Source organism: Stutzerimonas stutzeri (genome assembly GCF_024448935.1).
Lineage (GTDB): Bacteria > Pseudomonadota > Gammaproteobacteria > Pseudomonadales > Pseudomonadaceae > Stutzerimonas > Stutzerimonas stutzeri_AO.
In genome coordinates this window covers 15,252-37,994 of the sequence record NZ_JAMOIE010000026.1, presented here as the reverse complement: position 1 = coordinate 37,994, position 22,743 = coordinate 15,252, and the positions used below count along the sequence as shown (strand labels likewise).

Below are 22,743 nucleotides of genomic sequence, written 5' to 3'. Positions count from 1 at the left end.
CTTAGCCAGCATGGTCGCGCTCCGCGAGACGGAAACCGACGCCATGCACGGTGTGCAGCAGCGCTGTCGCGAACGGCTTGTCGAGCACCTGACGCAGCTGGTGAATATGGCTGCGCAGGCTATCGCTGTCGGGCACGTCGTCGCCCCACAGCGCCTCTTCCAGCTGCTCGCGGCGCACCACCGCCGGGCTCTTCTGCATGAGGATCGCCAGCAGTTTGTGGCCGATGGGATTCAATCGCAGCGGCTGGCCGGCACGGGTTGCCTGCAGAGTATCGAGGTCATAGTGCAGGTCAGCGACCTGCAGTTTGCGTTTGCGCGAGCCCTGGCTGCGCCGCAGGATCGCCTCGATACGGGCGACCAGCTCGGACAGCGCGAACGGCTTGACCAGATAGTCGTCGGCGCCGGCCCCGAGCCCCTGCAGCCGGTCGGCCAGCGCATCGCGCGCGGTGAGCATGATGATCGGGGTATCGCGCCCGGCATCGTCACGCAGCCGTTTGCAGACCTGCAGCCCGTCGATGCCCGGCAGCATGATGTCCAGCACGATCAGATCGTAGTGCTCGGTGGCGGCCAGGTGCAGGCCGCTGAGGCCGTCCTGGGCGCAATCCACCACGTAGCCCTTGAGCTCCAGGTAGTCCAGGACGTTGGCCAGGATGTCGCGGTTGTCTTCGATGACGAGAATGCGCATATCGGTTCGCTAGCAGGCAAATGATGGAATTTTCACGCCTTCTTTACGAAGGGCTCACAGGCGGGTGCGCAGACTTCGGCGCGTTCAATCTTGCCTGTGGATCATACGATGACACTCCTGCGCCATGCTCAACTTCGTTATCTGTCGCTGCTTGCCGGCCTCTGGCTGGGCGTTTTCCTGATCACCCGCGGCGCGCTGCTCGCCGCCCACTGGCAGGATGCAGCTGCCGGCCCGGGCGGGCTGTTGCGCGTCCTTGGCCTGGGTACGATCTATGACCTGGCGTTCCTGACCTTTGCCACATTGCCCCTTTGCTGCTACCTCATGCTGTGTCCGCAGCGGCTCTGGGCGAATCGCTGGCACCAGCGCGGGCTCACCTTGCTGCTGGCCCTGAGTCTCTACGCGATGCTGTTCACGGCGCTGGCCGAGTGGCTGTTCTGGGACGAATTCGGCGTGCGCTTCAATTTCATCGCGGTCGACTACCTGGTCTATTCCGACGAGGTGCTGCACAACATCCTCGAGTCGTATCCGGTCTTTGCGCTGTTGGCCCTGCTGGCACTGATCACGTTACTTGCCACCGCCGTGCTGCAAGGGCCGCTCAAAGGTGCTCTGGGCGCACCAGGCCTGCCCTGGCGCGGCCGCGTAACGGTACTCGCCGGCCTGCTGGGCGCTGCGACTGCCAGTGCACTGATCGTCGGCCAGGACTTCCCGCGGGGCGATGGCGGCAACGCCTATCAACGGGAACTGGCGAGCAACGGGCCGTTCCAGTTCTTCGCCGCCTTTCGCAACAACGAGCTGGACTACGAACAGTTCTACGCCACGCTGCCCGAGCGCGGTGTTGCCGAAGGTCTGCGGACGGAAGTCGCAGAGCCCAACGCACGCTTCATCGGCCAGGACCCGCTGGACATTCGCCGGGTAATCGACAACCCCGGCCAGGCGCGCAAACTCAACGTCGTGCTGATCACCGTGGAAAGTCTCAGTGCCAAATACCTCGGCAGCTTCGGCGACAGCCGCGGCCTGACCCCCAACCTCGACCGGCTGCGCCCGCAGAGCCTGGCCTTCAGCCAGTTCTACGCCACCGGTACGCGCACCGACCGCGGCCTGGAGGCGATCACCCTGTCCGTACCGCCAACGCCCGGTCGCTCGATCGTCAAGCGCGTTGGCCGCGAGAGCGGCTTCGCCAGCCTCGGCCAGCAGTTGCACCTGCAGGGCTACGACAGCGTGTTTCTCTACGGCGGGCGCGGCTACTTCGACAACATGGGTGCCTTCTTCAGTGGCAACGGCTACCGGGTGGTCGACCAGAGCAGCGCGGCCGAGGCCGATATCCATTTCAAGAACGCCTGGGGCATGGCCGACGAGGACCTCTATCGGCTGGCGATCCGCGAGGCGGACGCCGACTATGCCGTGGGCAAGCCGTTCCTGCTGCAGCTGATGACCACCTCCAATCATCGTCCCTACACCTATCCTGTAGGGCGTATCGACATCCCTTCCGGTGACGGCCGCGAGGGCGCGGTGAAGTACACTGACCTGGCCATCGGCCAGTTCCTCGAACAGGCCCGCGCCAAACCCTGGTTCGCCCAGACGCTGTTCGTCATCGTCGCCGACCACACCGCCGGCAGCGCCGGTGCCCAGGACCTGCCGGTGGCCAACTACCACATCCCGCTGTTCATCTATGCCCCGGGTCTGGTCGCGCCACGCGAGGTGGACACCCTGGCCAGCCAGATCGACCTGGCGCCGACCCTGCTCGGCCTGCTCAACCTGGACTATGTCTCGACCTTCTTCGGCCGCAACCTGCTGCGCGACGACGGCCAGCCTGGACGCGCACTGATCGGCAACTACCAGCACCTCGGCCTGTTCGACGGCAAGGACCTGGCGATCCTCAGCCCGCGTCGCGGCATCCGCCGTCACGATGACGCACTGCAAGCCAGCCGCGAAGCCATCGCTGGTATCGATGACCCGCTGGTGATGCGCGATATCGCCTACTACCAGGGCGCGAGCTACGACTACGGCCATGCCCTGCTGAGCTGGAAAGGTCCGTCCTCAAGCGCCACCCAACTCAGCCAGCGCTGAACCTGCCGGCGCCGTTCGCGGCGCCTCTGGAGCATGCAACGATGAACCTGCCGAATCAGCTTCCCCACAGCCGACCATTCAACTTCACCCTAGGCTTCGGCCTGCCCGCCCTGCTGATGGCAGCGCTGCTGTTTGGCGACCCGAGCGCCCTCGACTTCGCCCTGTCGCGACAGTTCTACGAGCCGGGAATCGGCTTTGTCGGTCGCCACAGCTGGCTACTCGAAGACTTCCTGCACGATCGGGTCAAGCAGCTGGTGATCGTCATCGGCGTGCTCGCCATTGTCGGTTTCCTGCTCAGCCTGCTGCCGACACGGCTCGCGCCCTGGCGCCGCTCACTGGGCTATCTGGTGCTTGCGCTGGGCCTGTCGACCAGCATCGTCACGCCGCTGAAGACGCTCACCGGCGTTCATTGCCCATGGAGCCTCACGGAATTCGGCGGCGCTGAAACCTTCACACCACTGCTCAGCGAGCGCGCCCCGGCCCTCAAGCCGGGTCGCTGCTGGCCAGGCGGTCATGCATCGGCAGGTTTCTCCCTGCTGGCGCTGTTCTTCGTGCTGCGTGATCGCAGACCACGTGCCGCACGGGTTGCCCTTGCGGTGGCGCTGGGATTGGGGACTGTGATGTCGGCAGGGCGGGTAATGCAGGGGGCGCACTTCTTCTCGCACAACCTGTGGACCCTACTGTTCGACTGGACGATCTGCCTGGCCTGTTACCGGCTGGTGCTGTACCGAGCGACGGTGGCGATGCGGCCACTAGGTGCCGGGCACCCCGCACGCTAGTCACGCCGGTTGGTTTCGAGGCGCACCGGACCTGATCCCGTGCGCCTTTTTAACGCGCTACGCATGCGCTCAGCGGTGAAGGGCTTGCGCCTTGGCCTGATCGACGTGGTGGCGCCAGGCCCGGTCGCGATCACGCTCGAGCGCGTTGCTGCGCCAGGCGGTCAGCCCTCCGGTGTCCATCTGCAGCGCCTGGCATTGCCGGTAGCCATCATTCCAGCCCTCCGCATACAACGGCTGGCTCATATAACGCGGCACGTCCTTGCGGAACTGGCCAAGCGCCCCGGCAGCCTGCCGGCCACTGCCACAGCCCGCGCGGAAGCCTTCGGCATATTCGGGTGGATAGTCGTCGCCCGCCAGCAGCTCCGGTGCGCTCTGGCAGCCGCTCAGTGAAAGGCCGGCGAGCATCAGGGCAAGCAGCGCCCGCCGATGACGTGAAGTGGAGCCACGCCGTTTGCTGGCGCGGTGTGGACGCGGAAGGCGAGAAGACATGCGATCACCCGAGCATGAGGGAACGAAGCCCGCGGAACGCCACAACGGCTGCCACGGTACGCTTCAGAGTCTGCTCGGCTTGCTGTCAGGGTTTCGTCAAACCGGTGTGAACGAAGCGTGAATACACTGAGCGGGCGTCAGCCCTCCGCGCGGCGGAAGCTGTAGAACAGATTCGGCTCGCTGACGACGAACAGGGTGCCCTCGTTGTCGATGGTGACGCCCTCGGGATGCGGCGCGGATCGCTGCAGATCACTGGAGAACCGATTGAGGCTGCGGTAGCTGAGCATGCGCCCGCTGTCGCTGAGTTCCATGACCAGGTGCGACTCATCGCTGAGCAGGATCAGATGGCCGGTCTCGGCATCGAAATGGATATCGGACAGATCGGTGGCGAATACCTGGTCGGCGATCCAGTCGCTGCGGTCGAGAATCTTCAGCTGCAGCGGGCCGTCGAGGCTGGCGGCGACCCCTCGCACTTCGTAGAGCTGGCGTGGATCGCGCTCCTTGACGATGAACAGCCGATCACCCGCCGCGTCGTAGGTCAGCCCTTCGAAACCCTTGTTGCCGTTGAGGTTGATGCCCAGGGAAAAGAACTGCGCTTCGGATACATCGATCGACCGGGGCGCCGACGGCAGCTGAAAGATGCTCACCTGCTGCGCACGCTCATCGGAAACGGCCACGCGACCATGCCCCATGTAGGTCACGCCCTCGATGTCGCCGAAGCCGGTCAAGGGGTAGTGCGCGAGCAAGTCACCGGTCCGGCTCAGCACCACCAGTTCGGTCGGCCCGCCATTGACCACCGCCAGCAGGCGGTCGAGATCGGCGTCGTAGGTAATCGCCGACAGGTTGCGCTCAATGCCTTCGACCGGCTTGCCGTCGATCACCACGCGGTAATCGGGCAACCAGCGATCCACCGCGGCGTCGCCACTGACGTTCAACTGATGGGTCAGGTAGAAGTACAGCCGCTCGTTCCAGTGCAACGCCAGCGCCGTCGCGAGAACAGTGAGCAGCAAGCCGGCAAGGCCGACCAGGTGGTAGCGACGTCGGCGCAGCGGCAGGCGTTGGGCGTTGTAAAGGCTTGTTTGCATCATTGCGGTTCTTTCCTTCATCGCTGGCGCTGCCAATGTGGATTGCTCCGAGGAGCAACCGCGGCCGAGCATAGCCAGGCACATGTGAAAAAATCGTCGCGCACGCAGATCGTTTCGCCAGCCGCCAGGACCGGGACCGGGCTTAAGGCTGCCTTAAGTTTGCCGCCCAACAATCGCCCCAGGCTTCTAACCGAGGTTCCCCGATGGAACTGCCCTGGGTTGATCACACTGACGTACTGGCACGTATCGGCCGCGAGCCGGCGCTGACCCTGCAACTGGCGCAGACCGATGCCGGCGAGCGGCGCGTAGCGCTGGAAGGCTTCATCCGTCAACGCTTCGCCGAGCACTATCAGGCACGGGCGCGGCACTTCATGCCCTGCCTGCTGGGCCTGCACGACCAGAACGGCGAGGTGCAGGGCGCGGTCGGTCTGCGCAGCGCCCAGCGCCGGCCGCTGTTTCTCGAACGCTATCTGGATGAGCCGATCGAGCGGGCGGTCAGCCAGCGCTGCGGCGTGGAGGTGACGCGCGCGGAAATCGTCGAAGTCGGCAACCTGGCCGCTTTCGGCAATGCCTCGGCGCGGCTGCTGATCGTCGCGCTGACCGATCTGCTGGTCGCTCAGGGCTTTCGCTGGGTGGTGTTCACCGGCACGCCGGCCCTGCTCAACAGCTTCCAGCGCCTGGCGCTCGAGCCGCTGTCGCTGGGCCTGGCCGACCCGACACGGATGGGCGATGAGCTGGCCGACTGGGGCAGCTACTACGCCAGCCGTCCGCAGCTGATGACGGGCGAGATCCTGCCCGGCCACCAGCGCCTGCTGCAACTCGGCATCTATGCCCGACTCGGCTATCAGCCGCTGTTCGATGCCACGGAAGTGCCCCATGCAGCCTGCAGCTGAACGCTTCTGGACGGCGCTCGAGCGGCATGCCGGCATCGCCCTGAGCGAGGGGCCGCGCCAGCTGAGCTATGCCGAACTGCGCCACGAGGTCGCGACCCGCGCCTGCCAGCTGCAGCAGCTTGGCGTGCAGCGCGTCGCCCTGGCGCTGGACAACGGCCTGGAATGGGCGCTGTGGGATCTGGCCCTGCTGCGTGCCAGGCTGGTCTGTGTGCCACTGCCGGGGTTCTTTTCCCCGGCGCAGCAGGAGCACGTTCTGCAGCACGCTGGTATCGACTGCCTGATCGGGGCCGTCAGTCCACTCAGCGAACGCTGCGGCTTCCAGCCAGGCGAAGCCGGCCTGCTGTTGCGCCAGCCGGATACCGTCACGCCGGTGCCGCCCGGCACACTGAAGATCACCTACACCTCCGGCACCACCGGCCAGCCCAAGGGCGTCTGCCTGGATGCCGAGGCGCAGCTGGCGGTGGCCGAGAGCCTGCGGCAGGCCAGCCTGCCTTGCGATGTGCAGCGGCACCTGTGCGTGCTGCCGCTGGCCACGCTGCTGGAGAACATCGCCGGGCTCTATGCGCCGCTGCTGGCGGGGGCACGGATCGACTTGCGCCCGCTGGCTGAGATCGGTTTCAGCGGCGCCGCAGGTTTCGAGCTGCCGCGCTTTGTCGCGACGCTGAACGAGAACCGGCCGCACAGCCTGATCCTGCTGCCGCAGCTGCTGCTGGCGCTGGTCGGCGCCGCTGAACAGGGCGTACCGCTGCCGACTTCGCTGCGCTTCGTCGCCGTCGGTGGCGGTCGCGTCGCGCCGCAACTGCTTGAACGCGCCGAGCGACTCGGGTTGCCGGTGTTCGAGGGCTACGGCTTGTCCGAATGCGCCTCGGTGGTCTGCCTGAACACGCCCGAAGCACGGCGTATCGGCACGGTCGGCCGGCCGCTGGCGCACGTCGAGTTGCGCCTGGCCGATGACGGCGAGGTGCTGGTCAAGGGCCCACGCATGCTTGGCTACCTCGGCGAACCGCCGCAAGCTGGCGAGTGGCTGCCAACCGGCGACCTCGGCCATTTCGAGGACGGCTTCCTGGTCCTGCACGGGCGCAAGAAGCACCAGTTCGTCACTGCCTACGGGCGCAACGTCAACCCCGAGTGGGTCGAGGCCGAGCTGATCCAGCAGGCGCCGATCGCCCAGGCCTGGCTGCATGGCGAAGCCCTGCCACAGAACGTCGCCGTGCTGGTGCCCAGACGCGGCGATTGCAGCGATGCCGAGCTGCAGGCGGCAGTCGACCGGGTCAACGCCGGCCTGCCGGACTACGCGCGCGTGCACCGCTGGCTGCGTGCCGATGCGCCTTTCGCTGCCGGCAACGGCCTGGCCACCGCCAATGGCCGCCTGCGCCGCAACGCCCTCTTCAACCATTACCAATCGGCGATCAACGCCCTTCCGTCCTGACTTTCGAGGTTCATCATGGATTTCTTCGACCAGTTGCAACACCAGACCAATGCCGAACGCGAATACCTGTTGGCCGCGCCGATCATTCATGCCGCGCTCGCCGGCACAGCGACCCGCGCGCAGTACATCGCCTTCCTCACCCAGGCCTACCACCACGTCAAGCACACCGTGCCGCTGCTGATGGCCTGCGGCGCGCGCCTGCCGGAACGGCTGGAATGGCTGCGTGAGGCGATCGCCGAATACATCGAGGAAGAGATCGGCCACCAGGAATGGATCCTCAACGACATCCGCGCCTGTGGCGGTGACGCCGAGGCGGTGCGCCATGGCCAGCCGGCGCTGCCCACCGAGCTGATGGTCGCCTACGTCTATGACCGCATCGCGCGGCACAATCCGGCGAGCTTCTTCGGCATGGTCAACGTGCTGGAAGGCACCAGCATTGCCCTGGCCACCCAGGCCGCCGGTGTGCTGCAGGACAAGCTCGGCCTGCCGGCCAAGGCGTTCAGCTACCTGACTTCCCACGGCAGCCTGGACCTGGAACACATCGAGTTCTTCAAGCGCCTGATGAACCGCCTCGATAACGGGGACGACAAGGCCGCCGTGGTGCATACCGCACGGGTGGTCTACCGCCTCTACGGCGACATCTTTCGCAGCCTGACCGCGGCGGAGCACGACCATGCAGCTGCGTGACGCGCGCATCCTGCTCACCGGCGCCAGCGGCGGGATCGGCCGGGCGCTGGTCGAGCGACTCTGCGCTGGCGAGGCCCGACTGCTGCTGGTCGGCCGCGACAGCCTTGCCCTGGAAGCGGTCGCCCGCCGCTTTCCCGGCCAGGTCAGCCTGGTCTGCGCCGACCTCAGCCAGCGCATCGGGCGGCATACGGTGCTCGCCGCCGCACGCCGCTTCGGCGCGCTCAACTGCGTGATCAACGCCGCCGGGGTCAACCAGTTCAGCCTGCTGGAGGAACAGGACGAGGACGCCATCGCCCGACTGATCGACGTCAACGTCACCGCCACGCTGCAGCTGACCCACCTGCTGCTGCCGCTGCTGCGCCAGCAACCGCAGGCGCTGCTGGTCAACCTCGGTTCGACCTTCGGCTCTATCGGCTATCCCGGCTTCGCCGCCTACTGCGCGAGCAAGTTTGCCCTGCGCGGCTTCTCCGAGGCGCTCCGGCGCGAATTGGCCGACAGTCACGTCAAGGTGCTCTACATCGCCCCGCGCGCCACCCGTACGACAATGAACAGCGACGATGTGGTGGCGATGAACGATGAGCTGAAGGTGGAGATGGATGATCCACAGGAAGTCGCGCGGCAGATCGTCCACGCCATCACCGTCGAGCGCGAGGAGCTCTACCTCGGCTGGCCGGAAAAGCTCTTCGTGCGCCTCAACGGCCTCTTGCCGCGGCTGGTCGACCAGGCCCTGCGCAAGCAGTTGCCGGTGATCAAGCGCTTCGCCCGCGCCGGACAACCGCTACCGCCCTCCCAATCCACTTCGACCGGAGATCACCCATGAAGCATCTGCTCGGCCTGTGCACCCTTGTGCTGGCGCTGGCCTGCCAGCCTTCCTTCGCCCTCAGCCCGGCCGGCGAATCGTCGCTGCGCCAGATCCAGACGCGCTGGGCCGAGATCAACTACCAGCTACCGGCGGCACAGCGCGAGGCGGCATTCGCCAGGCTCGCCTCGGAGGCCGAAAGCGCGGTGGTCGGCGAACCGCAGGCCGCCGAGCTGCATATCTGGCACGGCATCGTGCTCAGCACCTGGGCTGGCGCCAAGGGAGGGCTCGGTGCGCTGGGCCTGGTCAAGCAGGCCAAGGCCGAACTGGAAACAGCCATCGAACTCGACCCGCAGGCACTCGACGGCTCGGCCTATACCAGCCTGGCCAGCCTCTACTACCAGGTGCCCGGCTGGCCGATCGGCTTTGGCGACGAGGACCAGGCCGCGGCGCTGTTCCAGCAGGCGCTGACGCTGAACCCGGACGGCATCGACCCCAACTATTTCCACGGTGACTTCCTGCTGCGCCAGAAGCGCTATGGCGAAGCACGCGCCGCGCTGGAAAAGGCCCTCGCCGCGCCCGATCGCCCCGGCCGTGAAGTGGCCGACGCCGGCCGCCGCGACGAGGCCCGCGCGCTGCTCGCCAAGGTCAAGGAAAAGCTGGAATAACCACGAGCGGCGGCGTTGAATGCACAGCAATGCCGCACCCCCTTGAAAACGACAGGAACGACATGCGCATTCTGCTGGTGGAAGACGATCGCGCCCTCGGCGAGGGCATCCGCACCGCACTCAAGCCCGAGGGCTATACCGTGGACTGGCTGCAGGACGGCGCCAGCGCCCTGCACGCACTGAGCCACGAAAGCTTCGAGCTGGCGATCCTCGACCTCGGCCTGCCGCGTATGGACGGCCTGGAGCTGCTCAAGCGGTTGCGTGCCGCCGGCAACCCGGTGCCGGTGCTGGTGCTCACCGCGCGCGATGCCACCAGCGACCGCATCGCCGGGCTGGATGCCGGCGCCGACGACTACCTGGTCAAGCCGTTCGACGTGGCCGAACTCAAGGCCCGCCTGCGCGCCCTGCTCCGGCGCAGCTTCAACCGCCCGGAGCCGGTGCTTGAATACCGCGGCATCCTGCTCGACCCGGTCAACCAGCAGGTCAGCTACCAGGGCACGCCGATCAACCTGCCGCGCAAGGAGTTCGTCCTGCTCCACGAACTGCTCGCCCAGCCCGGCCGCGTGCTGACCCGCGATCGGCTACAGCAGGTGCTCTACGGCTGGGACGAGGAAGTCGAGAGCAATGCGCTGGAGGTGCACATCCACCACCTGCGCAAGAAGTTCTTTCCCGAGCTGATTCGCACCGTGCGCGGGGTCGGCTATCTGGTGGACAAATGCTGAGGCGCTCGATCCGCAACCGCACCCTGGCGCTGGTGCTGGGCATCCTGCTGCTGTCGCTGAGCCTGATCTCCTGGCGCAGTTATCGCGACGCTCGCCACGAGATCGAAGAGCTGTTCGACGCCCAGCTGGCGCAGAGCGCGCGGCTGGTGCAGGGGCTGGTGATGCGCGAGATGGACCCGCAGGCCCGCCAGGCCCTGCAAACCGCGCTGGATGCGGCGGTGAACGCACGCCGCGACCAGGGCGTACCCGGCCATGACTACGAGACCAAGCTGGGGTTTCAGGTGTATGCCGCCGATGGCAGTACCCTGCTGCAATCGGCCGGCGCGCCCAACGGCGCGCTACAGCAACTGCAGGCCGGTCTCGGCGCGACGGCGGCGCCTCTTGCGCGCCTGTCCGCCGGCTACCACGACGTGATGCTCGACGGCCATGCCTGGCGCCTGTTCCTGTTGCAGGACCGCGAAGACAACCTGTGGATTCTGCTCAGCGAGCGTGGCGACGTGCGCGGCGAGCTGGTCGGCAAGATCGCCCGCCGCAGCCTGCTGCCGGATCTGATCGGTCTGCCGCTGCTGGCGCTGCTGATCTGGTTCGCGGTCGGCTGGGGCCTTCGGCCACTGGCACGCATGGCGCAGTTGCTCAAGAGCCGCGGTCCGGACAACCTCGCGCCGCTGTTGCTGGCACCACTGCCACTGGAACTGGAACCGGTGGCGGCCTCGCTCAATCGCCTGCTGCAACAGGTCAACCAGCTGGTCGAACGCGAGAAGCGCTTCATCGCCGACGCCGCCCATGAATTGCGCACCCCGCTGGCGGTGCTGCGCATCCATGCGCAGAACGCCCAGCAGGCACAGAACGAACAGGAGCGTGCGCAAGCACTCGAGCAACTGGTTGTCGGCGTGGACCGCACCACCCGCGTGGTCACCCAGCTGCTCACCCTGGCCCGCCTTGAACCCAGCGCCCAGCAGTTGCGTCTGGCGCCGCTGGACCTGCGCATGCTGGCACGCGAGACACTGGCCGAGCTCACCCCGCTGGCCATCGCCCAGGACCAGGCGCTGACCCTGGAGGTGGACGAGCAGGCCGATTGCTGCCTCACCGGCGATGCCGCGAGCCTGACCACGTTGTTGCAGAACCTGGTGAGCAATGCGCTGGAATACACCCCCCATGGAGGGCGGATCGAGGTGCAGCTGCAGGGCGATGCCGAGCACCTGATCCTGGCGATTGACGACAGCGGGCCGGGCATCAGCGCCGACCTGCGCCCCCGGCTGTTCGAGCGCTTCTTCCGCCTCGGCGGCGGCCAGGGTGCCGGGCTCGGTTTGTCCATTGTCGCGCGTATCGCCGAGCTGCACGGTGCCAGCGTCGAGCTGCTGGACTCGCCACTGGGCGGCCTGCGGGTCATCGTGCAGCTGCCGCGGGTTCTCGCGGTGCCTGCTTCCGCCTAGCTGCGGCAAACGGTCCCGCCCGCCGCTAAGCTTCGCTTAAGTTTCGCCACCTAGAATCGCCACGTTACCCACACGTGGAGTAGGTGAAATGAACATCAAGGCAGAAGCGGCGAGATACGGGCGGCTTTCCATCGGACTGCACTGGCTGATGCTGCTGTTGATCGCGGCGGTATACGCGACCATCGAACTGAAGGGCAATTTCCCCAAGGGCAGCGAACCGCGGGAGTTGCTCAAGCACTGGCATTTCATGCTCGGGCTGAGCGTTTTCGCACTGGTCTGGCTGCGTCTGATTGCGCGCTGGCTGCATCCGGCGCCGAAGGCGGTCGCCGGGGCCGGCTGGGAACGGGCGCTGGCCAAGCTGATGCACCTGGCGCTATACGCCCTGATGATTGGCCTGCCGCTGCTCGGCTGGCTGACCCTGAGCGCGGCAGACAACCCGATTCCCTTCTTCGGCCTCGAGCTGCCGGCGCTGATCGGCGCGGACAAGGAGCTGGCCGGCGAGTTCAAGGAGCTGCATGAAACGCTGGCGGTGGCCGGCTACTGGCTGATCGGCCTGCATGCGGCGGCCGCGCTGTTCCACCAGTACGTGCGCCGCGACGGCACCCTGCAACGCATGCTGCCGCGTCACCGTCAGGCCTGACGCGCAGACGCAGAAACGCCCGGTCGACCGATCATCGACCGGGCGTTTTCACGTCTCAGCCGAGCAGTTCGCTGAACGGCAGATACTCCACCGTCTCACCCTCTTCCAGCGTGCGGTTGCGCTCGACGATGGCCAGGCCTTCGGCCCAGCTGGCCGAGGTCAGCATCGCCGAACCCTGCCGCGGGTGCAGGCACACGCGCATCTCGCCATCCACCTGCTCCAGCCGCGCGCGCAGGTACTGGCGGCGGTTGTTCGGTTTGCGCCAGGCGAAGCCGGCGGTCAGGCGCAGCGGTCTGGGCAGCACCTCGGTGCAACCCTGGGCACTGAGCAAAAACGGCCGCGCCACCACCAGCGAGGTGATCAGCGCCGCCGCCGGATTGCCCGGCAGGCCGATCCACGGCTTGCCATTCACCTCGCCAAAGGCCAGCGGCTTGCCGGGCTGGATCGCCAGGCGCCACAGGTGCAGCTCGCCCAGTTCGCGAATGGCCTGCTTGAGGTGATCCTCCTCGCCGACCGAGACGCCGCCGGAGGTGATCAGCATGTCCCATTCGGACGCGGCCAGCGCCAGAGCGTCACGGCTGGCGGCCAGTTCGTCGACGAGGATTTCGTAGTCGTGCACTTCCATCCCGAGGCTGCGCAGCACGCTGAGCAGGCAGTAGCGATTGGAGTTGTAGATCTGCCCGGGCGCCAGCGGCTCGCCGGGTTCGCGCAGTTCGTTGCCGCTGGAGAGCAGTCCGATGCGCAAACGCCGATAGACCGCCACGCGGGCCACGCCGAAGCTCGCCAGCAGGCCGATCTCCTGCGGGCGCAGACGCTTGCCGGCCTGCAGCACCGGGGCGCCAGCCTCTAGCTCCTCGCCTTGACGACGCACATGGGCGCCCTGGGTGACACCGGGGAAATGCACGCGATCGGCCTCGATCTGGCAATCCTCCTGCGCCACCACGGTGTCGGCGCCCGGCGGCAGCGGCGCGCCGGTGAAGATGCGCACGGCGTGGCCGGCAGGCAGTTGCTGGTCGGCGGCATCACCGGCGGCGATGCGCCCGGCCAGCGGCAGCCAGCCGCCGTCTGCCGGCAGATCGGCAGCGCGCAGGGCGTAGCCGTCCATCGCGCTGTTATCCCAGGCCGGCACCGGGAAGGGTGCGTCGAGCGATTCGGCCAGCACCCGGCCGAGGGCATCGGACAGCGCGACGTGTTCCACCGGCGGCAACGCCGGCACCCGCGCCAGCAGTTCGGCGATGGCCTCGTCGACCGGCTTCAGGCCACTGGTGTCGCAGCCACGGGCGCTCATGCGCGTGGCCCGCAATATTCGACTGCGCTGGCCTTGAGGTGCGGTACGAAGTTGCAGGGCTTGGTGCGGCTGTCCAGCTGCTCGACGAGGATCTTGTTCCAGGCGGTGCGGCAGGCATTGGTCGAACCGGGCAGGCAGCAGACCAGGGTGCCGTTGCTCATGCCGGCCAGCGCGCGGGACTGCACGGTGGAGGTGCCGATCTCGCCCAGCGAAACGTAGCGGAACAGCTCGCCGAAGCCGTCGACGTCCTTGTCCAGCAGCGGCTGTACCGCCTGCGGGGTGTTGTCGCGGGCGGTGAAACCGGTGCCGCCGGTGATCAGCACCACCTGCACGTTTTCGCTGGCGATCCAGTTGCAGACGCGGACGCGAATCTGCCAGATATCGTCCTTGACGATGGCCCGTTCGGCCAGCGTATGGCCGGCGCTCTGCAGGCCGTCGATCAGGGCCTGGCCGGAGGTATCGGAATCGATGTTACGGGTGTCGCTCACCGTGAGCACCGCAATGCTCAGCGGCTGGAATTCGGTGTTGGACAGATGAGCCATGGCTCGAAACTCCCTTGAAGATGTGTGCGCAGGTTGCACCGGCGCCGTATGCGAACCCATTCCCCATTGGAGGTATGTCCGCGCGGCACGGGTGCCATGAGGTCTGACAACGCTGCAGGCGATTGTGCGACCTGGCTCTGCGACATGGCCCGGCTGCGGCAGCTGGGCACGTGGGTCAAACCGGCGATGCCGGTCGATGGTAGCGAATTAGGCGGTCGACTCGTAGCCCGTCTCAACCGCCGCTGGCATTCATGAAGCGCAACACCTGGACCTCGCCGCTGCTGGAGAATTCATGGCGCAGCGGTTTGCGCTGCAGCGCAGCGTGAATAGCGTCGATCACCGGCTGGTCGCTGGTCGGATGGCGGCGCAGCAGTGCGCGCAGGTCGATGGAATGCTCGTGGCCCAGGCACAGCAACAGTCGCCCTTCCACCGTCAGCCGCACGCGGTTGCAGGTGGCGCAGAAGTTGTGGGAATGCGGCGAGATGAAGCCGATGCGCGTCTGCGGATGGCCCGCCAGGCGCACGTAGCGCGCCGGCCCGCCGCTCTGCTCGGCCGAATCGATCAGCGCGTGGCGCTCGGCGATCAGCGCGCGTACCTCGTCGCTGGAGCAGAAGCTCTCGCCACGGGAGCGACCGACGTCGCCCAGCGGCATTTCCTCGATGAAGCTCAGGTCCAGCCCGCCGGCGATGGCGAAATCCACCAGGTCGGCGACCTCCTCGGCGTTGCGACCCTTCATCACCACGGCATTGAGCTTGATCCGCTCGAAGCCGGCGGCGCGCGCTGCATCGATGCCGTCGAGCACCTGCTGCAGCTGACCGGTGCGGGTGATGGCGGGGAATTTGGCGGCGTCCAGGCTATCCAGGCTGATGTTCAGCCGCTTCACCCCGGCGCGCGCCAGCGGCGCGGCAAGCTTGACCAGCTGCGAGCCATTGGTGGTCATCACCAGTTCGCGCAGGCCGGGCAAGGCCGCGATGCGCTCGCAGAGACCGACGATGCCCTGGCGTACCAGCGGCTCGCCGCCGGTGAGGCGAATCTTCTTCACCCCCAGGCCGACGAAGATCCGCGCGATGCGCTCCAGTTCCTCCAGACCGAGCACCTGCTGGCGCGGCAGGAAGGTCATGTCCTCGGCCATGCAGTAGACGCAGCGGAAGTCGCAGCGGTCGGTCACCGACATGCGCAGGTAGTCGATTGGGCGGTTGTGGGCATCGCGTAGTTGAGTCATCGCCAGGCTCTCTGTACTTCGTGGGGCGGATGCCACTCTGCTCATCCGCCGGGGCCCTCGCAGGCTCGCTCATTTACCGCCAGCTGGATGGATGAGGCGCCATCCAACAGTGGCCCTGCTCGGTGGATGGCTGAAGCACCATCTCCCGGCCTAGCAGACCGTTGAAAAACTACCTGCTAGCCTGTCGTGCAGTTCCCGAACCGCTTGATTCATCATTGCTCAGCTGTTTCATCAGCCCGGGGTATGCGCCGCTGCCGCTCAGCTCGCCTTCTGCACCCGCACCGGCAAACCCTGCCGTATGGACGCGCCGGTCACGTTCTCAAGCCAGGTTGCCGCGCCACCTCTGGTCGGGTCGGCGAACCCCAGATCGTTCAGGTTGACGCCTGCTCCCAGGAATTTCTGCCCAGCATGCAACTGGCCGTCGATAGTGTGATCAGAAGCACCCAGTTCCCGGTGGCCGTAGCCATGTTCGATACCGATGGCGCCCCGCTGTACCCCTTCGCAGACCAAAGCAACACCGGTAATCGAGCCGCCCGGGCTTTCGATGGTGATGGTGTCACCATGGCCTACCCCGAACCGCTCGGCATCTTCACGATGCAGCAACACCGGGTTGTAGGGCTTGATCATCCGCAGGCGCTCAAGACCGATTGCATATGGATTCATCAGGTTGGACTTGAAAGAAAATGCCAGCAGCGGCCACTCGGTTTGTGGAAAGTGCTCACGCATCGGGGTACCGTCCCAGAACGTCGCCTCTTGGAAACACGGGGTTCCGGCAAGCCGTTCGCCGGTGTAGCTGTCCCGGGTAGTCCCCACCTGCTCGTTATACACACACAGCGGCTTTTTCCAGCCGTGGGTCAGCTTGTCGCCCTTGTAGGCCGCACTGTGCTTCTCGAAGCGGCCGCCCCGTGAGTACAGATGCGCCACCGGCCCGACTTCTTCCGGCTTCAGGTGCGCATGCAGCCGCTCCATCAGGGATTCCACCCCAGCCGCGCGGATGTCTTCTGCGGATGCGTCTGGTAGTGGGGCGCCGGTCAGGGCAATATTGGCGGCCGCCCGCAGATAGTAATCCTCGGCCCGATTCAGCGGATAAGTATTGCCTTCCTTGTCGGAAATCGCCCCCTCCCCGAATCCGGGCAGCCCAAGACGCCTGGCCAGGCCGATAAAGAAGGTCTCCAGGCTCACCGGGTCGCCGTCGGCGGTTTTCGCCTGGCGAGGTTCAACCACCGGCCAGCAGGCGGTGGTCATTTTGGTCAGCGTGCCGCTCCAGGCACCGGTGAAGCCCCAGACTTCGTACATCACCGAATCCGGCACAATGTAGTCTGCAAAGCGGTTGGTTTCGTTAATAAAACCGTCAACGGCAACGAACAGGCCAATCCGTTTCGGATCCTTGAGCTTGTCCTCTATCAGCGCCGCGAGACCGGCCTGGCCATACAATGGATTGGCCATGCAGCTGATCAGCGCCTTGGCCTGGTATGGGTAGCCTTCCAGGCCGGACATCAGGTGCTCGGTCAGCAGCGGCGGCGCCAGGGTGCGCCAGGGTGCCGGGGCCGGGTAGGGAGATTCGCCATTGGTCACCCGCCGCTTGTACTCGGCAGTCTTTTCGTAGGGGAATCGTGACCGGGACAGGAACACGCCCTTGGGATCACGTTTACCCGGGAAGTTGGCCAGGTCGTACCGCGGGCCCGCGCCAGTACCGTTGAAGGAGCCGCCACCCAAGGCCATGCCACCCTGCTGGTTGACGCTACCCGCCAGCAGGTTGAGCATGTTGATGCCAAAGGTGGCATAGAAACCGGTGCCGGACATCATGCCGCCATGGGTATCCGCCACCGACTCCCGGCCATGGGACGCGAACTTCGCTGCCAGCTTGCGGAGGGTGCCGGCGGGAATGCCACAGTTTTCGGCATATTCCTCGATGGTCTGGCGCTGGGCCTGCTCGCGCAGCTTGAACAGGGCGCTTTTCACCCGTGTCATGCCCGCTGCGGTCTCTACCTCGGTTTCCACGAAGAGTTCAGCGCGGTCGAGGACCTCGGAGCTTTCCAGGTTGCCGTCAACAGACATCACCACGGGCACATCATCGTCGGCACCCGCCTCGGCACGGCCCAGGTCCGACAAGCGCAGGAAATGACCCACGCCGGGGTGATCTTCGCTCTCGATCACCAAGTGTGTGGCATTGGTGTGGACGGTTTCACCAGCGGCCTGGGCTCCCGTCTGGCCGGGAATGGACAGGTAATCCGCTGCAAAGCCCTCGTTCTCCAGCATCCAGCGAATCAGGCCCATAGCCAACGCCGTATCGGTGCCTGGTGTGATGGGAATCCAGCGGCTGCGGTCGCCGGCAGCGTGTGAAGCGGTGGCGTTCAGCGCCGGGTCCACCACCACGTATTCGAGCTTGCCGGTGGCCCGGGCTGCCGCCAGCAGGCGCCCCTGCCGCTTGAAGGGGTTGCCGGCCTGGCTCGGCGCGGTGCCGATAAACAGGGCGAAGCGGACGTTGTTGTAATCCGGCTTGGTGTGGGTATTCTGGTCCAAGTCGCCGTACATGGCGCCGGAGCCCATGCGGAACGCCAGGCCACAATAGGAGCCGTGGTGCCCATAGTTGCGGGTGCCGAAGGCATTCATGGCAAAGCGCTTCAGCACCGAGGAGCGGCCGTAATCGGTGGCCTCCATCACCAGTAGCTGGTTGGCTTTGGGGCCGAATTCCGGATTTTCCGGGTCCAGCGGGGTGTCATGGTCGTAAAGGTCCTTCAGACCTTCTACAGCGCCCTCGCCAAACAGGTCGCCCCCATTGACCACCTCATCCAGCATCTGCTCGAAGGAAATGCGCTGCCACTGCCGGCCGCCACGGGGACCGACCCGCTTGAGCACCTCCGTCACCCGCTTCTCACTGGTCAGTTGCGCCATGGCGGCGTTGCCCCGGGCACAGGCGGTGGAGCGATTGAGCTGTCCCTGGTCCTTGAAGGTGCTGAGTTTCTGCAACGCTTGCATGACCGGGGTCTGTTCGTCCAGATGCTCATCCGCGGACAGCGGATGGTAGGGGTTGCCCGCCACCCGCAGAACCTGTTCGGTGTTGTTGTCGATGCGGACCCGGACACCGCACGTGGTGGTGCAGCCGTAACAGACGGTGAAGGCGATGCGCTGGTCCGGGTTCAGGCTGACTTCTCCGGTCACCGGGTCTACGGTGTACTCCGGGGCCAGGGAGTTGCCGTGAATGCGGTGGTCGGTGTCCTTGCCGGCGGTTCCGTTGAGCAGGCCCTTGCCACTCTTTTCCAGAGGGCCGGAATAGCCGGCGGCGAAAGTGGCCACGCCACCCGCGGCAACGGCGCCCTTGAGGAAATTGCGGCGATTCTTGTCCATGGTAAGACTCCGGCTCAAGTCAATGGGTGGCGGCGCTGGCGTTGTTCATGTCACGCCAGGGCACCAGAATGTCGATGATCAGCAGTACCGCCAGCCACAGTCCGAAGGTGCCGATAATGCCCAGCAGGCCATAGGACCCCGCAGCCACTGCCAGGTGATAGTAGCCGGCAGTATTCTTGGCGACGGTCTGCACCTCCATCAGCACCAGCCAGCGGAACGCCCAGCCCATGTGGATGGCCAGCAGGCCCAACAGCCAGGCCCATCGCTGCCACTTCGGTGTCCGCAGCATGGCGACGGTGACCAGGAACAGCAGGATGCCGGCACTCAACGCCCAGACCGCAACGGTGGTCCAGTCCGGGTTGTGACGAACAGACTCCAGCGCTGCCTGCACCGAGGAGCTGTAGCCGGTAATACCCTGGATAAACCAGGTAGCGGCAACCAACGCGGCGCCGAGGATGGCAACCAGCATCACTTTCAGGCCCTGGCGGTAGACATCAGCATTGGCACCGAGCATCAGCCGGTTGAGCAGCATGACCAGGCCGGAGGCCGCGATCAGACCGGTGAGCACGAACATCACCGGCAGCCAGTGGGTATTCCACAGCGGCCGGGACGCAAGAATGGCAATCTCGGCTCCGGTGTAGAGCATGATGCCGCAGGCAAACAGCGCCGCCAGCAGGCCGAACACGACCACCGTCAGACGGGGAGCCTGCCAGTTGCCCAGGCACAGCAATCGGGCCAGCTGCGCATCCCAGCGCTGCTCCTCGGCGCCCCTGGCCATCAACGCCGGGCGCCAGGCAAAGTAGCCGTAGAGAATGGTCAGTACCACATAAGGCGGCAGCAGTAGCGCGCCAATGGACATCCAGGACCAGGGGGCCGCGCTGGCATAGAAGTGCCAGAACCGGGCCGGCTGGTGCAGGTCCGCCAAGAGTGCCACGGGGCCCACCAGGGTGCAGCTTACCGCCACCAGCAACGCCAGCCGGGCCAGAGGCATGAAGCGCTCCCGGCGGAACACCAGTCCCGGCAGCGACAGCATCAGTGCCGAGTAGGAAATCGCGATCAGGAAAAAGTACTGCACCGCCCAGGGATACCAGGCAAGCGCATAGCGCGGTGTGAGTATTTCAGTGGCCAGCAAATTCATAGCCGATCTCCTTGCCATCGTTATCCCGGACATCCCAGATGGCGGGGTTCGCCAACGGACGAGTCACGAAACGCTCGTCCATACCCAGGTAGAACACATGGGGAGATGTGCCCTGCTCCGGCTTCAGTACCATCAGGTCGTCATGATGTTCGGCCAGCAACCGGCTGATCTGGCTGTCCGGATCCCGTATGTCGCCGATGATCCGCGCGCCACCTACACAGGATTCCACGCAGGCCGGCAGCAGCCCCACGTCCAGACGGTGGGCACAGAAGGTGCACTTGTCGGCGGTCTGGGTGTGCTCGTTGATGAACCGTGCATCGTAGGGGCAGGCCTGGACACAGTAGGCGCAACCTACGCAGGCCTCGTTGTCCACCACCACGATGCCGTCCTCGCGCTGATAAGTGGCCTGTACCGGGCACACCGGTACGCAAGGGGGGGCGTCGCAGTGGTTGCACAGGCGGGGCAGCATCATGGTGGCGATATCGCCGGTGGCCTCGTTCGCCACCTCGTACTGGGAGACAATGGTGCGGAAGCTGCCCAGGGGTGCTTCGTTCTCGATATGGCAGGATACGGTACAGGCCTGGCAGCCAATGCACTGGCGCAGGTCGATCAGCATGGCATAGCGCTTCGAGCCGTCACCTTCCCGTCGGGGCGGCTGATCATTGATACCGGCATTGGCAAGGCTGCTCAGCGGAACCAGTGCTGCGCCAGCGGTGAGGCGCGCCATCTGGCCCAGCAGGGTGCGGCGAGAAAAATCCATGGCTTCCTCCCAGTAGGAGCGTATGTGCGAAGATGCTTAGTCAGCTAACTGATTGAATTTATAGCATCGATAGGTCGGTCCCCGATTGATACGGGTCAACTCCCCCCTGAAGCGTGACCGACATGCACGGCCATAGAACTGCAAAGCCCTGCGCAGCACGAGGCTGGCGGGGCTTCTGGTGTAGGTGCGCAAAAGCCCAACCCGCAGCGACGCCGACACGCCCTTGACGATCATCAATGCCATCGCAGTGAAGCGCTCTATCGTCTCGTCCTCGCCGAGCTGACTGCACAGCCAGCATCGCGCCCCGCCCGGATGTAAGGAGCGCCCATGTTCAGATTCCTGCTACCCACCTCACTGCTGCTCGGCCTGCTGGCCGGCAGTCTGTCGTGCCAGGCTGCCGTCAGTGACGCGGAAGCCGTCAACCGCGCGGCATGCAGCGCATGCTCAGCCAGCGCATCGCCATGCTTTACCTGGCCATGAGCTGGAAGCTTCTAGACCTACGCGGCGACTTCGACGGGCAGTGGCGGAGCGTTCGAGCGCGGCCTGGAAGAGCTGAACAAGGCGCCGCAGAACACCGCGCAGATCAATCGCCAGCTCGATCAGATCGGCGCGCAATGGCGTTTCGCCCGAGCCGGTTTCAGCCTCGCCGACGACGCGCATTTTGTCCCGACCGTGATCGTCACCACCAGCGACTCGCTGCTGCGCAAGCTTGAACTATTAACGCTGGATCACTAACGCTGGATCGCGAACGCCTGGCCGGGATCGGCCGATGGGTGCACTTGGGCAGAGCCCTCCGGCTCAATCAAGCGGAAACGGCGCTTCGTCAGCGCCACCGCGAAGCTGACCTGCTTCCGGCGGCCTCGGTCAGGCGAGGGGATCCCCTCGGCGGAACGGCTGCGGTGCCGAGTCACCTGACGCAGGCTCTACGGCCGGAGGCGTGTCACCAAGCTTGAATGGCATCGGTGATTCGCTGACAAGGCGATGGGTGGCAGGCTCAAGGCGCTCAGGCTCTGGCTCCGGACGCTCGCGAACAGCGCGCCAGGCGAGACCGGCGAACACCACAGCCAGCACGCGATAGAGCATGGAGGCGAGATCGAAGCCGACCAAGTCACCGCCATCCAGCCAGAGCGACACCAACCGCCCCAGCACCAGCGCCGCCATGGTCATCACCAGCATGATCAGCGCTGGCCGGGCTCGCTCCGGTGCACGCGCGGCCCAGATCAGGAACAATGCCAGCCCCAGCTGCAGGCCGCCGTAATAGACACGCATGTGACTGACCGACGCGGTTTCCATCAGCAGCATGCCGTTGAGATTGGCCATCTCGTGAGGCCGCAGCCAGTAGGCCAAACTGAGACCAGCCATCACCAATGCCTGCGCGAGCAGAACGAAACGGGCAAAACGCATCGAAAACTCTCCTGACAGCGGCGCCGCACCATGATGGATATCTGACCGGATCGCCCCGTTTTGGTTCGCTCCCCGCGTGTCGCCAGCTCCTGTGACATTCGCTCACAGCAGCAGGCTTGGGTGCCTGCGAACATGGGGCTATGCTGCGCACAACCCCGCCGGAGAAACCTTCATGCGTCGTTTATTGCTTGTCACCGCTCTTTTCGCCAGCCTCGCTCAAGCCGCCGAGCCCATCGCCATCGAGGTGCACCGCGACGCCAATTGCGGTTGCTGCAAGGCCTGGATAGAACATCTGGAAGCCAACGGGTTCGAGGTCGACGACCACGTTGAACCCGACATGGCCGCCGTCAAAACCCGCCTCGGCGTGCCACATGGCCTGGGTTCCTGCCATACCGGCGTGATCGATGGAAAATTCGTCGAGGGCCACGTCCCGGCTGCCGACATTCTCAAGCTTCGAGCACAGCCCGATCTGATCGGTGCGGCGGTACCCGGCATGCCGATGGGTTCGCCAGGCATGGAGATGGGCGACCGTAAAGACGCGTTCAAAGTAATCGCTGTGAGCGACGACGGTGAGCAGTCGGTGCTGGCCGAGTACCCGGCAGACTGACGTAACAGACGAAACGTTTGTAGCGCCGCTGAATTTGCTGACGCTGAGGCCGGTCTGA

General features: G+C 65.6%; 22 protein-coding genes. 11 read left to right on the top strand and 11 right to left on the bottom strand.

Annotation, left to right across the window (positions count from 1 at the left end):
• Window position 1: 1 nt before the first annotated feature.
• Entirely contained in the window at window positions 2–685 is a 684-nt protein-coding gene (locus tag NA637_RS09935; RefSeq protein ID WP_256072093.1) for a response regulator transcription factor, read from the bottom strand.
• A 108-nt stretch (window positions 686–793) separates the two neighbouring features.
• Between NA637_RS09935 and NA637_RS09930 the strand changes: the two genes are divergently transcribed.
• Window positions 794–2,752 carry an LTA synthase family protein gene (locus NA637_RS09930; protein WP_256072092.1) on the top strand — a complete coding sequence of 653 codons (1,959 nt, stop codon included), beginning with the start codon at window positions 794–796 and terminating at the stop codon, window positions 2,750–2,752.
• A gap of 41 nt (window positions 2,753–2,793) precedes the next feature.
• A complete protein-coding gene (locus NA637_RS09925; protein WP_256072091.1) occupies window positions 2,794–3,531 on the top strand; it encodes a phosphatase PAP2 family protein in 738 nt (245 codons plus the stop codon).
• Window positions 3,532–3,600: 69 nt separating this feature from the next.
• Here the strand turns inward: NA637_RS09925 and NA637_RS09920 are convergent, their stop codons facing one another.
• Window positions 3,601–3,936 carry a hypothetical protein gene (locus tag NA637_RS09920; RefSeq protein WP_256072106.1) on the bottom strand — a complete coding sequence of 112 codons (336 nt, stop codon included), beginning with the start codon at window positions 3,934–3,936 and terminating at the stop codon, window positions 3,601–3,603.
• 221 nt (window positions 3,937–4,157) lie between these two features.
• Window positions 4,158–5,108 carry an SdiA-regulated domain-containing protein gene (locus NA637_RS09915; protein WP_256072090.1) on the bottom strand — a complete coding sequence of 317 codons (951 nt, stop codon included), beginning with the start codon at window positions 5,106–5,108 and terminating at the stop codon, window positions 4,158–4,160.
• Window positions 5,109–5,308: 200 nt separating this feature from the next.
• Here NA637_RS09915 and NA637_RS09910 point away from each other — a divergent pair, with 200 nt between their 5' ends.
• The 8 genes from NA637_RS09910 (at window position 5,309) to NA637_RS09875 (ending at window position 12,376) form a co-directional block, all read left to right on the top strand.
• Window positions 5,309–5,998: a thermostable hemolysin gene (locus tag NA637_RS09910; RefSeq protein ID WP_256072089.1), complete on the top strand. Its 690-nt coding sequence runs from the start codon at window positions 5,309–5,311 to the stop codon at window positions 5,996–5,998.
• Window positions 5,982–7,427, top strand: coding sequence for an AMP-binding protein (locus NA637_RS09905; protein WP_256072087.1), 1,446 nt, complete (start codon window positions 5,982–5,984; stop codon window positions 7,425–7,427). The genes NA637_RS09910 and NA637_RS09905 overlap by 17 nt, the downstream gene beginning before the upstream one ends.
• Window positions 7,428–7,442: 15 nt before the next feature.
• A complete protein-coding gene (locus NA637_RS09900; RefSeq protein WP_256072086.1) occupies window positions 7,443–8,114 on the top strand; it encodes a TenA family transcriptional regulator in 672 nt (223 codons plus the stop codon).
• Window positions 8,101–8,934, top strand: a complete 834-nt coding sequence (locus tag NA637_RS09895; protein WP_256072085.1) for an SDR family oxidoreductase — start codon at window positions 8,101–8,103, stop codon at window positions 8,932–8,934. Before NA637_RS09900 ends, NA637_RS09895 begins: the two co-directional genes overlap by 14 nt.
• Window positions 8,931–9,581, top strand: a complete 651-nt coding sequence (locus NA637_RS09890; RefSeq protein WP_256072084.1) for a tetratricopeptide repeat protein — start codon at window positions 8,931–8,933, stop codon at window positions 9,579–9,581. The genes NA637_RS09895 and NA637_RS09890 overlap by 4 nt, the downstream gene beginning before the upstream one ends.
• A 62-nt stretch (window positions 9,582–9,643) precedes the next feature.
• Complete coding sequence (locus tag NA637_RS09885; RefSeq protein ID WP_256072083.1) at window positions 9,644–10,303, top strand: response regulator; 660 nt, start codon at window positions 9,644–9,646, stop codon at window positions 10,301–10,303.
• Window positions 10,297–11,736 carry an ATP-binding protein gene (locus tag NA637_RS09880; protein ID WP_256072082.1) on the top strand — a complete coding sequence of 480 codons (1,440 nt, stop codon included), beginning with the start codon at window positions 10,297–10,299 and terminating at the stop codon, window positions 11,734–11,736. The genes NA637_RS09885 and NA637_RS09880 overlap by 7 nt, the downstream gene beginning before the upstream one ends.
• A gap of 88 nt (window positions 11,737–11,824) precedes the next feature.
• Complete coding sequence (locus tag NA637_RS09875; protein ID WP_256072081.1) at window positions 11,825–12,376, top strand: cytochrome b; 552 nt, start codon at window positions 11,825–11,827, stop codon at window positions 12,374–12,376.
• A 55-nt stretch (window positions 12,377–12,431) separates the two neighbouring features.
• Here NA637_RS09875 and glp read toward each other — a convergent pair whose 3' ends face one another.
• The 8 genes from glp to NA637_RS09835 all read right to left on the bottom strand — a co-directional run bounded on the left by glp (window position 12,432) and on the right by NA637_RS09835 (window position 22,078).
• Window positions 12,432–13,664 carry a gephyrin-like molybdotransferase Glp gene (gene glp, locus NA637_RS09870; RefSeq protein ID WP_256072080.1) on the bottom strand — a complete coding sequence of 411 codons (1,233 nt, stop codon included), beginning with the start codon at window positions 13,662–13,664 and terminating at the stop codon, window positions 12,432–12,434.
• Window positions 13,661–14,206 (bottom strand): molybdenum cofactor biosynthesis protein B, encoded by a 546-nt coding sequence (gene moaB, locus NA637_RS09865; protein ID WP_256072079.1) that lies wholly within the window; start codon window positions 14,204–14,206, stop codon window positions 13,661–13,663. Before moaB ends, glp begins: the two co-directional genes overlap by 4 nt.
• Before the next feature lie 232 nt (window positions 14,207–14,438).
• A complete protein-coding gene (gene moaA, locus NA637_RS09860; RefSeq protein WP_256072078.1) occupies window positions 14,439–15,428 on the bottom strand; it encodes a GTP 3',8-cyclase MoaA in 990 nt (329 codons plus the stop codon).
• Window positions 15,429–15,686: 258 nt separating this feature from the next.
• Window positions 15,687–18,776: a molybdopterin dinucleotide binding domain-containing protein gene (locus NA637_RS09855; protein WP_256072076.1), complete on the bottom strand. Its 3,090-nt coding sequence runs from the start codon at window positions 18,774–18,776 to the stop codon at window positions 15,687–15,689.
• Between the two features lie 19 nt (window positions 18,777–18,795).
• Complete coding sequence (gene nrfD, locus NA637_RS09850; RefSeq protein WP_256072075.1) at window positions 18,796–19,914, bottom strand: NrfD/PsrC family molybdoenzyme membrane anchor subunit; 1,119 nt, start codon at window positions 19,912–19,914, stop codon at window positions 18,796–18,798.
• Window positions 19,895–20,674, bottom strand: coding sequence for a tetrathionate reductase subunit TtrB (ttrB, locus tag NA637_RS09845; RefSeq protein WP_256072074.1), 780 nt, complete (start codon window positions 20,672–20,674; stop codon window positions 19,895–19,897). The genes nrfD and ttrB overlap by 20 nt, the downstream gene beginning before the upstream one ends.
• Before the next feature lie 444 nt (window positions 20,675–21,118).
• On the bottom strand, window positions 21,119–21,334 hold the full coding sequence (locus NA637_RS09840) for a hypothetical protein (RefSeq protein ID WP_256072073.1): 216 nt from the start codon (window positions 21,332–21,334) through the stop codon (window positions 21,119–21,121).
• Window positions 21,335–21,538: 204 nt separating this feature from the next.
• On the bottom strand, window positions 21,539–22,078 hold the full coding sequence (locus NA637_RS09835; RefSeq protein ID WP_256072072.1) for a DUF4345 domain-containing protein: 540 nt from the start codon (window positions 22,076–22,078) through the stop codon (window positions 21,539–21,541).
• Between the two features lie 172 nt (window positions 22,079–22,250).
• Here NA637_RS09835 and NA637_RS09830 point away from each other — a divergent pair, with 172 nt between their 5' ends.
• Window positions 22,251–22,685, top strand: coding sequence for a DUF411 domain-containing protein (locus NA637_RS09830; protein WP_256072071.1), 435 nt, complete (start codon window positions 22,251–22,253; stop codon window positions 22,683–22,685).
• Window positions 22,686–22,743: the final 58 nt, after the last annotated feature.

Excerpts from the sequence above, each read along its gene's own strand:
- NA637_RS09910 (WP_256072089.1), top strand. The coding sequence starts at position 5,309 with ATGGAACTGCCCTGGGTTGATCACACTGACGTACTGGCACGTATCGGC.
- NA637_RS09900 (WP_256072086.1), top strand. The coding sequence starts at position 7,443 with ATGGATTTCTTCGACCAGTTGCAACACCAGACCAATGCCGAACGCGAA.
- moaB (WP_256072079.1), bottom strand. The coding sequence starts at position 14,206 with ATGGCTCATCTGTCCAACACCGAATTCCAGCCGCTGAGCATTGCGGTG.
- NA637_RS09885 (WP_256072083.1), top strand. The coding sequence starts at position 9,644 with ATGCGCATTCTGCTGGTGGAAGACGATCGCGCCCTCGGCGAGGGCATC.
- ttrB (WP_256072074.1), bottom strand. The coding sequence starts at position 20,674 with ATGGATTTTTCTCGCCGCACCCTGCTGGGCCAGATGGCGCGCCTCACC.
- NA637_RS09855 (WP_256072076.1), bottom strand. The coding sequence starts at position 18,776 with ATGGACAAGAATCGCCGCAATTTCCTCAAGGGCGCCGTTGCCGCGGGT.
- NA637_RS09890 (WP_256072084.1), top strand. The coding sequence starts at position 8,931 with ATGAAGCATCTGCTCGGCCTGTGCACCCTTGTGCTGGCGCTGGCCTGC.
- glp (WP_256072080.1), bottom strand. The coding sequence starts at position 13,664 with ATGAGCGCCCGTGGCTGCGACACCAGTGGCCTGAAGCCGGTCGACGAG.
- NA637_RS09830 (WP_256072071.1), top strand. The coding sequence starts at position 22,251 with ATGCGTCGTTTATTGCTTGTCACCGCTCTTTTCGCCAGCCTCGCTCAA.
- NA637_RS09915 (WP_256072090.1), bottom strand. The coding sequence starts at position 5,108 with ATGATGCAAACAAGCCTTTACAACGCCCAACGCCTGCCGCTGCGCCGA.
- NA637_RS09895 (WP_256072085.1), top strand. The coding sequence starts at position 8,101 with ATGCAGCTGCGTGACGCGCGCATCCTGCTCACCGGCGCCAGCGGCGGG.
- moaA (WP_256072078.1), bottom strand. The coding sequence starts at position 15,428 with ATGACTCAACTACGCGATGCCCACAACCGCCCAATCGACTACCTGCGC.
- NA637_RS09920 (WP_256072106.1), bottom strand. The coding sequence starts at position 3,936 with ATGCTCGCCGGCCTTTCACTGAGCGGCTGCCAGAGCGCACCGGAGCTG.
- NA637_RS09835 (WP_256072072.1), bottom strand. The coding sequence starts at position 22,078 with ATGCGTTTTGCCCGTTTCGTTCTGCTCGCGCAGGCATTGGTGATGGCT.
- NA637_RS09925 (WP_256072091.1), top strand. The coding sequence starts at position 2,794 with ATGAACCTGCCGAATCAGCTTCCCCACAGCCGACCATTCAACTTCACC.
- NA637_RS09880 (WP_256072082.1), top strand. The coding sequence starts at position 10,297 with ATGCTGAGGCGCTCGATCCGCAACCGCACCCTGGCGCTGGTGCTGGGC.
- nrfD (WP_256072075.1), bottom strand. The coding sequence starts at position 19,914 with ATGAATTTGCTGGCCACTGAAATACTCACACCGCGCTATGCGCTTGCC.
- NA637_RS09935 (WP_256072093.1), bottom strand. The coding sequence starts at position 685 with ATGCGCATTCTCGTCATCGAAGACAACCGCGACATCCTGGCCAACGTC.
- NA637_RS09930 (WP_256072092.1), top strand. The coding sequence starts at position 794 with ATGACACTCCTGCGCCATGCTCAACTTCGTTATCTGTCGCTGCTTGCC.
- NA637_RS09905 (WP_256072087.1), top strand. The coding sequence starts at position 5,982 with ATGCAGCCTGCAGCTGAACGCTTCTGGACGGCGCTCGAGCGGCATGCC.
- NA637_RS09840 (WP_256072073.1), bottom strand. The coding sequence starts at position 21,334 with ATGCGCGTCGTCGGCGAGGCTGAAACCGGCTCGGGCGAAACGCCATTG.
- NA637_RS09875 (WP_256072081.1), top strand. The coding sequence starts at position 11,825 with ATGAACATCAAGGCAGAAGCGGCGAGATACGGGCGGCTTTCCATCGGA.